At 41.8% G+C, this 1,214-nt stretch carries 1 protein-coding gene; it reads right to left on the bottom strand.

All coding sequences use genetic code 11. The annotated features are described in order from the left end of the window. Window positions 1-31: 31 nt before the first annotated feature. A complete protein-coding gene (locus ACGHAV_RS16920) occupies window positions 32-982 on the bottom strand; it encodes an IS110 family transposase (protein WP_334016220.1) in 951 nt (316 codons plus the stop codon). Window positions 983-1,214 lie beyond the last annotated feature (232 nt).

Here is a 1,214-nt window from a genome sequence, read left to right on the forward strand (position 1 = left end):
CTAACAAACGACTATGGCGTCAACCTTGAATTTAAACTGTTTTTTCTTCCCACATGACGCCATCTCTTACCATTGAATTTAAGATGATCACCATCTTTCTCACGCAAGCTATGATTGCAACTTTTTTCGGTTTTCCCGCTTCAACTAAGCGCTCGTAAAACGCCTTAAATTTTTGATTGCACTGCATGGCTGACATCATCGCCATAAACAGAACGGTACGGACTTGGTGACGCCCACCTTGAGTAACTTGCTTTCCCTTGTATTTACCACTTTCTTTATTCATCGGTGCAACACCAACAAGTGATGCAACTTGTTTGCTATTCATCAAGCCAAGTTCCGGTAGATAGCTAATTAATGCTGCGGCTGATATTTTTCCTATGCCTGGCATACTCTGCACTAGCTCACTCTTCGCTCTGTATTCCGGGCAACTTTCTATCAGTTTTGCTAGCTCATCATTCATCTTATTTATTTGCTTTTTCAAAAGTACAAGCATCGCTTTTATGTTGGGCTGAATGGCCTTTGACATAATCTGCAGACGATTCTTTTCCTTAGTTTGCATCTCTATTAACTGATTTCTACGCCTAACAATATCTGCCATCTTCTGCATATTCTCTGGCTTCAGCCTAGATAGCTTAGGTTGTATTACCTCACCGAATTGAGCTATCAACGCCGCATCCAACTTATCCGTCTTAGCTCTTTGTCCTATGGCTCCTGCAAAACGTTTTACGTGAACTGGATTGACTATGCTGAAAGGTATATCCGCCTTTGCACAAGCACTAACAAAAAGAGCCTCGTAACGACCTGTAGATTCAATTACAACACGTTCAATATTCAATTTTCGAAGGCGTTTTGTTGCTTCTGCTACGCCTTTCTTGTCATTACTGACTTTGAAATATTCATTCAGTGGACGAATATGAATATCAAGAAAATCCTTTCCGGTATCTACACCCACGTTTATGTTTTGCACTGCGGTTTTATTCATAATAAGCTAACTCTGGTTTGCTAAATGCGAGCTCGGGGCCCAGTCGACTATTCGAGTATGTTGCTTGGAGTACCGTGTAGCGTTCGAGTTTGTTATCGGTCTCTCAAATGAGGAGCCACTCAATCGCCGAACTACTACACAGCCAACTTTGGTTGCAGCCAAAGTCTGGGCCTCACTTTACCCATCTTCGAAAAGGAATGTCGGTGTATTTAGGGAAGAATTATCCATACAA

It is taken from the genome of Alteromonas sp. MTD1, assembly GCF_042848195.1.
GTDB lineage: Bacteria > Pseudomonadota > Gammaproteobacteria > Enterobacterales > Alteromonadaceae > Alteromonas.

Bases quoted from the DNA above. Each gene is read 5' to 3' on its own strand.
- ACGHAV_RS16920 (WP_334016220.1), bottom strand. From the start codon at position 982: ATGAATAAAACCGCAGTGCAAAACATAAACGTGGGTGTAGATACCGGA.